At 71.9% G+C, this 7,659-nt stretch carries 1 protein-coding gene; it reads right to left on the minus strand.

Annotation, left to right across the window (positions count from 1 at the left end; genetic code table 11):
* A partial coding sequence (locus ACLEQD_RS32215) for an amino acid adenylation domain-containing protein (RefSeq protein WP_410389328.1) occupies nucleotides 1-7,545 on the minus strand: 7,545 nt, incomplete at its 3' end.
* Nucleotides 7,546-7,659: the final 114 nt, after the last annotated feature.

Consider the following 7,659-nt stretch of genomic DNA (forward strand, 5'->3'; position numbering starts at 1 on the left):
CAGCGTGGCGTCGCGCGGGTACTCGGTCTCCGTCGCGTTCCATTCCACCAGCACCTGCTGGCGCTCCATCGGCGTCAGCAGCGACACGGACTCCAGTGGCGCCTCGGGCCGTGCAACGAGCCCTTCCACCAACGTGCGGAAGTGCTCCGCCATCCTTGCCGCCGTGCGCGGCTCGAACAGCGCGGTGTTGTAGCCCAGCGTTCCCGTGAAGCCTTCCGGTGACTCCGCCAGGCTCAGCTCCAGGTCGAACTTGGCGGTGGTGTCCTCCACATCCAGTGGGTGCAGCTCCAGCTCCCCTCCTTGTGGTGCGCGCGGGGCGGCGGTGTCCCGCAGCGTGAAGAGGACCTGGAACAGGGGGCTGCGGCTCGGATCGCGAGCGGGCTTCAGCTCCTCCACCAGCCGCTCGAACGGCAGATCCTGGTGGGCATAGGCCCCCAGCGCCACCTCCTTCACCCGGCGCAGCAACTGGCGGAACGAACCCCGCCGGTCCACCTGGGCGCGCAGCACCAACGTGTTGACGAAGAAGCCGACCAGCCCCTCCAGCTCGCCATGCTCACGGCCCGCGATGGGCGAGCCGACGGCGAAGTCCTCCTGCCCGGAGTAACAGGCCAGGAGCACCTGCCACAGGGCGAGCAGCGCCATGAACGGGGTGGCGACCTCCTGCTGGCAGAGGGCCTTGAGCCTCCGCGAAACCCCCGCTGAAAGGACCACGGGCACCTGGGCGCCCCGGTACGTCTGCACGGAAGGACGAGGCTTGTCCGTGGGCAGTTCCAGCGCGTGCGGCGCACCGGCGAGCTGCCGCTTCCACCACGCCACCTGCTGCTCCAGCACCTCGCCCTTCAGCCAGTCCCGCTGCCAGGCCGCGAAGTCCGCGTACTGGAGCGCCAGCGGCGGCAGGGGCGACGGCTGCCCCCGCGAGAACGCCGCGTAGAGCGCGCCCAGCTCCTCGACGAGGACGCGGTTGGACCAGCCGTCCGAGACGATGTGATGCAGCGTGACGAGCAGCACGTGGCGCTGTTCGGACAGGCGCAGCAGCGTGGCGCGCATGAGGGGCGCACGCGTCAGGTCGAAGGGCGTCCGTGCTTCCTCCAGCGCCCGTCGCCGGACCTCCGCGTCCTGCTCCGCCTCTGGCAGTTGGCTCAGCTCCACCCGCGACACGGTCAGCTCCACCTGCGCATGCGGGTGCTGGACTGGCTCGCCGTCCTCGCGCGCATGGAACGTGGTGCGCAGCGCCTCGTGACGGTGGACGAGCTCCCGCAGGCCACGGCTCAGCGCCTCCGTGTCCAGCGGACCGTCGAGCCGCAAGGCGGCGGGGATGTTGTAGTGGACGCTTCCCGGCTGGAGCCGGTCGAGGAACCACAGGCGCTGCTGCGCGAAGGACAACGGCAGCGGGCCGGTGCGGGCCACTGCCACCAGCGGCGGACGCGGCACCTCTGGCCGTGCACGCAACGCGGCTTCGACCCTCGATGCCAGCGACTCCACCGAAGGCGCCTCGAACAGCGCGCGCAGCGGCAGCTCCGCGCCTGTCTCCGTGCGCACCCGCGACACCACCTGCGTCGCGAGCAACGAGTGTCCGCCCAGCGCGAAGAAGTCGTCCCTCACGCCCACGCGGGGCACTCGCAGCACCTGCGCCCAGATGGCCGCCAGCCTCGCCTCCAGCTCCGTGCGCGGGGCTTCGTACGTGCCGCCGGACGTGGGCGCATCCGGCTCCGGCAGGGCCTTGCGGTCCACCTTGCCGTTGGCGTTGAGCGGCAGCGCCTCCAGCACCACCACCGTCCCCGGCACCATGTACTCCGGCAACCGCTGGCGCAGGTCCGCCTTCAACGCCTTCGTCTCCAGCGCCGCCCCTGGCTTCGGCGCCACGTACGCGACGAGCCGCTTCTCCTCGCCCTCTCCCTTCGCCACCACCACCGCGTCCTTCACCGCCGCATGCTGGCGCAGCGCGGACTCGACTTCGCCCAGCTCGATGCGGAAGCCGCGCACCTTCACCTGGAAGTCCACGCGGCCCAGGTACTCCAGCGCCCCGTCCGCCCGGTAACGGACCCGGTCCCCCGTGCGGTACATCCGTCCGCCCGCGGGCCCGTGGAGCTCCGGCACGAAGCGCTCCGCCGTCAGCTCCGGCCTCGACAGGTAGCCGCGTGCCTGGCCTTCTCCCGCCAGGTACAGCTCGCCCGCGACGCCGATGGGCACCGGTTGCAGGTTCGCGTCCAGGACATACGCCCGCGTGTTCGTCAGCGGCCGGCCGATGTTCGGCACCTCCTCGCGCTCCACCCGCGACCACGTCGAGTACGTCGTGTCCTCCGACGGACCGTACAGGTTGTACAGCTTGCGCACCGTGGGGAGGGCGTACACCTCCTTCGCCAGCGTCTCCGGCAGGGCTTCGCCCGCGAGGTTCACCACCTGCACGGACGGCGGCACCGCGCCCATCCGCACCAGCTGCGCCATCGCCGACGGCACCGTGTTGATGAGCGTGACCTCGGCGTCCGGCTTCGCTTCGGCGAGGGACAGCGCGTCGCGCACCACCACCACGCTGCCGCCCCGGACCAGCGGTGCGAACAGCTCGAAGACCGACAGGTCGAAGTTGAGGCTCGTCGCCGCGAGCACCGCCTTCGTCTCCTCCTCCGTGAACGTCTCCGTCGCCCACGCGAGGAAGGCCGCGGCGTTCCGGTGCGTCACCGCCACGCCCTTCGGACGGCCCGTGCTTCCCGACGTGTAGATGAGATACGCCACGTTCTCCGGGTGCACCTCCGCCGGGGGCGCCGTCGTGGGTTCACGGTCGAGGTCCGCTGCCCGGTCCAGGCACACCGCCTGCGCCGTGAAGGCGGGCAGGGACGCCAGCAGGTGCGAATGCGCCACCAGGGCCGGGCCTTGCGCGTCCTCCATCAGCCAGCCCAGGCGCTCCTTCGGGTAGCGCGAATCCAGCGGCACATACGCGCCGCCCGCCTTGAGGATGCCCAGCGTTCCCACCACCACGTCCGCCGTGCGCTCGACGCACAGGCCCACGCGCGACTCCGGGCCCACGCCCAGCTGGCGCAGCCGGTGGGCCAGCTGATTCGCCCTTGCCTCCAGCTCCCGGTACGTCAGCCGCTGCGCGCCGCTCACGACCGCGACGGCCTCCGGCGTGGTCCTCGCCTGCGCTTCGAAGAGGCGCGGAATCGTCGCGTCGCGCGGGTACTCCGCCTGCGTCTGGTTCAAGGTCACCAGCAGGTGTTGACGCTCGTCGGCCGTCAGCAGGGGCAGCCGGCCCACGGCTTCGTCCGGCTCCGCCACCGCGGCCTCCAGCAGCGTGCGCAGGTGCTCCACCATCCGGGCGGCGGTGGAGGCTTCGAACAGGTCCGTGCGGTAGCTCAGCGCGCCCTGCAGGCCCTGCGGCGTCTGCGCCAGGGCGAGGGTGAGGTCGAACTGGGTTGTCTGCTCTCCCTGCTCCAGGGGCCGCAGCCGCAGCGGCGCGGATCCGCCCGTCAGGGACAGGGGCTGCGTCGGAGCGTTCTGCAGCGCGAGCAGCACCTGGAACAGCGGCGAGTGGCTCAGGCTGCGCCGGGGCTGCAGCTCCTCCACCAGCTTCTCGAAGGGTGCCTCCTGGTGCTCATAGGCGGCGAGCGTGGTGGCGCGCACCTGCCCCAGCAACTGGCGGAAGGGAGCCTTCGGGGCGACGTGCGTGCGCAGGACCAGCGTGTTGACGAAGAAGCCGATGAGCCCCTCCGTGTCCTCGCGCGTGCGGCCCGCGATGGGCGAGCCGAGGAGGACGTCCTCCTGGCCGGCGTAGCGCGAGAGCAGCACCTGCCACGCCGTCACCAGGCCCATGAAGAGCGTGGCGCGCTCGCGCTGGCACAGCGCCTGGAGGGCCTCCGACAGCGCTCCAGACAGGTGCACGGGCACCTGCGCGCCACGCTGGGACTGGACGCGCGGGCGCGGCTTGTCCGTGGGCAGCTCCAGCAGCGGCGGCGCGTCCGCGAGCTGACGGCGCCAGTAGGCGAGGTGGTGCTCCAGCACCTCGTCCTTCAGCCACGCGCGCTGCCACGCCGCGAAGTCGACGTACTGGACGGGAAGCGGCCGCAGCGGTGACGGCTGGCCCGACGCATGGGCGCCGTACAGCGCGGACAGCTCCCGCACGAGCACGCCCATGGACCACCCGTCGGAGACGATGTGGTGCATGTTCAGCCACAGCACGTGCTCCCCGGCGCCCAGGCGCAGCAGGCAGACGCGCAGCAGGGGCCCTCGCTCCAGGTCGAATGGGCGCTGCGCCTCCTCGCGCAGCCGTTGCTCCAGGGCTTCACGGGAGACCGCGCCCAGGTCCACCTGCTCCAGGCGGAAGGGGACCGGGGGGAGGATGACCTGGACGGGCTCGCCGCCGTTCGAGACGAAGACGGTGCGCAGCGAGTCATGGCGGGCGATGAGCGCGGCGAAGGCCTGCTCCAGGGCGGCCACGTCGAGTGCACCCTCCACGCGCAGGGCCAGGAAGATGTTGTAGGCGGCGCTGCCCGGTTCAAGCTGATCAATGAGCCACAGCCGCTGCTGCGCGAAGGACAGCGGCAGCGGGCCCGTGCGCGGGACGGGGACGAGAGGCGGCGGGGGCGGCAGCGCCACCACGCCCCGTCCGCGCAGCGCCAGGAGGACCTCGCGGGCCCGCCGGTGCGCCTCCGCCCAGGTCAGCGTGGCGCCTTCGTGCTCGAGGGCGGCCAGGTCCGGATGGAGCCGGGCCTGCGCCTGGAGGAGTCCGTGCAGGGATGCGTCCTCCGCGGTGGCGGCGCCGGGCTCGCTCCAGGTGTGCAGCAGCAGTTCGCGCTCCTCGGCCGTGAGCATGGGCAGCGCGGAGACGCGGCGCTCCGGTGCATGGACGGCGCCGGACAGCAGCGTGCGCAGGTGGCCCACCATGCGGCTCGCGGTCGCGGCGTCGAAGAGGTCGGTGTTGTATTCGAGCAGGCCCTTCAGCCCGTCGGCCGTGTCGTTCAGGGCGAGGGTGAGGTCGAACTTCGCCGTGCCGCCCCGGGGCTCCAGCGGGTGGAGGCGCAGGCCCGTCGTCAGCGTCTGCGGCATGGGCGCGTTCTGGTACGCGAGCATCACCTGGAAGAGCGGAGCGCGGCCGGCGACGCGCTCCGGCCGCAGGGCCTCCACCAGCTTCTCGAAGGGCACGTCCTGGTGCGCGTACGCGCCCAGGGCCACGTCGCGCACGCGGGCCAGCAGCTCCCGGAAGCTCGGGTCGCCGTGCAGCTTCGTGCGCAGCACCAGCGTGTTGACGAAGAAGCCGATGAGCCCCTCCAGTTCCGCGTGGTGACGGCCCGCGATGGGCGAGCCGACGGTGAGGTCCTCCTGGCCGCTGTAGCGCGAGAGCAGCACCTGGAACGTGGTCAGCACCACCATGGAGGGCGTGACGCCCTCGCTCCGGCAGAGCGCCTGCATCGCGTCGGACAGCTCGCGTGGGAACTGGAAGGGCACCACCGCGCCCCGGAAGGTCTGCACCGCGGGGCGGGGACGATCCGTGGGCAGCTCCAGCGCCTTCGGTGCGCCGTGGAGCTGCGCGCGCCACCAGCCGAGCTGGGCCTCCAGCGCCTCGTCGCGCAGCCAGCCCCGCTGCCAGACGGAGAAGTCCGCGTACTGCACGGGCAGCGGCTTCAGCGCGGGAGCCCTGCCCTCGGTGTGGGCGGCATACAGCGTGGTCAGCTCCTGGAGGAGCACGCCCATGGACCAAGCGTCGGAGATGACGTGGTGCATGGTCAGCAGCAGCAGGTGGTGCCGCGCGCTCATGCGCACCACGAGGACGCGCCAGAGCGGGCCGGTTTCCAGGTCGAAGACGTGCCGGGCCTCGTCGTCGAGGACGGAGTCGAGTGCGTGCTCGGCGTCGGGCAGGGCGCTCAGGTCCATCCAGCTCGCGGGCAGCGTGGGAGCGGAAGCGATGACCTGGACTGCGCCGGATGGGTGCTCACGGAAGGTGGTGCGCAGGGCCTCATGGCGCTGGAGCAGGTCACGCAGGGCGCGTGCGAGCGCGGGCACGTCGAGGGCCCCTTCGAGCCGCATGACGAATGGCAGGTTGTACGCGGTGCTCTCGGGCTCCAGCTTCGAGAAGAACCACAGCCGCTGCTGGGCGAAGGACAGGGGCAGGTCGCCGTCGCGAGGCACCGGCTTGAGCGCGGGCACCGACAGGGCGGGGCGCACCGGGCCCTGGGACTCCAGGCGGCGCGCGATGGCTTCCACGGTGGGGGCCGCGAAGAAGTCCGCGATGGACAGCTCCGCCTGGAACGCGCGCCGGATGCGCGAGAGGACCTGCGTGGCGCTCAGGGAGCTGCCGCCCAGGTCGAAGAAGTGGTCCTCGGCTCCAACGGTGCCGGTCTGGAGGACCTCTTCCCAGAGCGTGGCGAGCAGCCGCTCGGTGTCCGTGCGAGGCGGGCGCGTCCGGGCGTGGGTCTGGAACGTGGAGGGATGGGGCAGGGCCTTGCGGTCCACCTTGCCGTTGGAGGTGAGCGGCAGGGCGTTCAGCCGTCCCAGGACGGACGGCACCATGTAGTCGGGCAGCCGCTGCTTGAGGAATGAGCGCAGCTCGGCGACGTCCAGGGATTCGGGAGCGACGACGTAGGCGACGAGGCGCTTGTCGCCGGGCACGTCCTCGCGGGCGATGACAACGGCCTCGCGCACGTCGGAGTGGGCCAGGAGCGCGGCTTCAATTTCGGCCAGCTCGATGCGGAAGCCGCGCACCTTCACCTGCGCATCCGCGCGGCCGAGGAACTCCAGCACGCCGTCGTCCCGCCAGCGGCCGAGGTCGCCGGTGCGGTAGAGGCGGGCGCCTGGAGTGGAGGAGAACGGGTCGGGGATGAAGCGCTCCGCGGTGAGCGCGGGCTGGCCCACGTAGCCGCGAGCGAGGCCGTCTCCTCCCACGTAGAGCTCACCCTGCACGCCCGGAGGAACGGGCTGGCCGGAGTCATCCAGCACGTACACCTGCGTGTTGCCCAGCGGGCGGCCCAGCGGAACGGCGGCGCCTACTTGCGAAGCCTGCGTGAAGCGGTGACTGGTGGCGAAGACGGTGGTCTCCGTGGGGCCATAGCCGGCGGTGACGGGGAGGCTCCACTGCTCCAGCACCTTGCGGACATGGGGTGCGGAGACGACATCGCCGCCAGTGAGCACCTGGCGCAGCGAGCGCAGCGCGGGCAGATGTGAATCCACCACCTGCGTGAAGAGGCCGGCGGTGAGCCACAGCGTCGTCACGCCGTGGCGGACGAGTATCCGCTCCAACTCGTGCGGATCCGTCGGAGGGTGGGCCGGGAAGACGGCCAGCTTCGCGCCATGCAGCAGCGCGCCCCAGACTTCGAGGGTGGAGGCGTCGAAGGCGAGAGGTGCCATGAGCAGCAGCGTCTCGTCGGGGCCGAAGCGGGCGTAGTCGACACCGAAGAGGGTGCGGAGCACGGCGGCGTGAGGCGTGCCGACCCCCTTGGGCCTGCCGGTGGAGCCGGAGGTGAAGTCGATATACGCGAGGCTTTGGGGCAGGGCGCCTGAAGGAGGCGCATGCGCGGGCAGCGCCTCCAGGGACAGCTCCTCCAGCACCACGGGCAGCATCGCCGCACCAGGGGCGCGGCTTTGAGCCGTGGCCGCGAGCGGATGCGCGGACTCAGGCCCGTGAGGCAGCTTCGGCAAGAGCGCGCGAGAGGTGAGGAGGACGTGGGGACGGGC

Origin of the sequence: Corallococcus sp. 4LFB, assembly GCF_046520365.1 — a bacterium.
GTDB lineage: Bacteria > Myxococcota > Myxococcia > Myxococcales > Myxococcaceae > Corallococcus > Corallococcus caeni.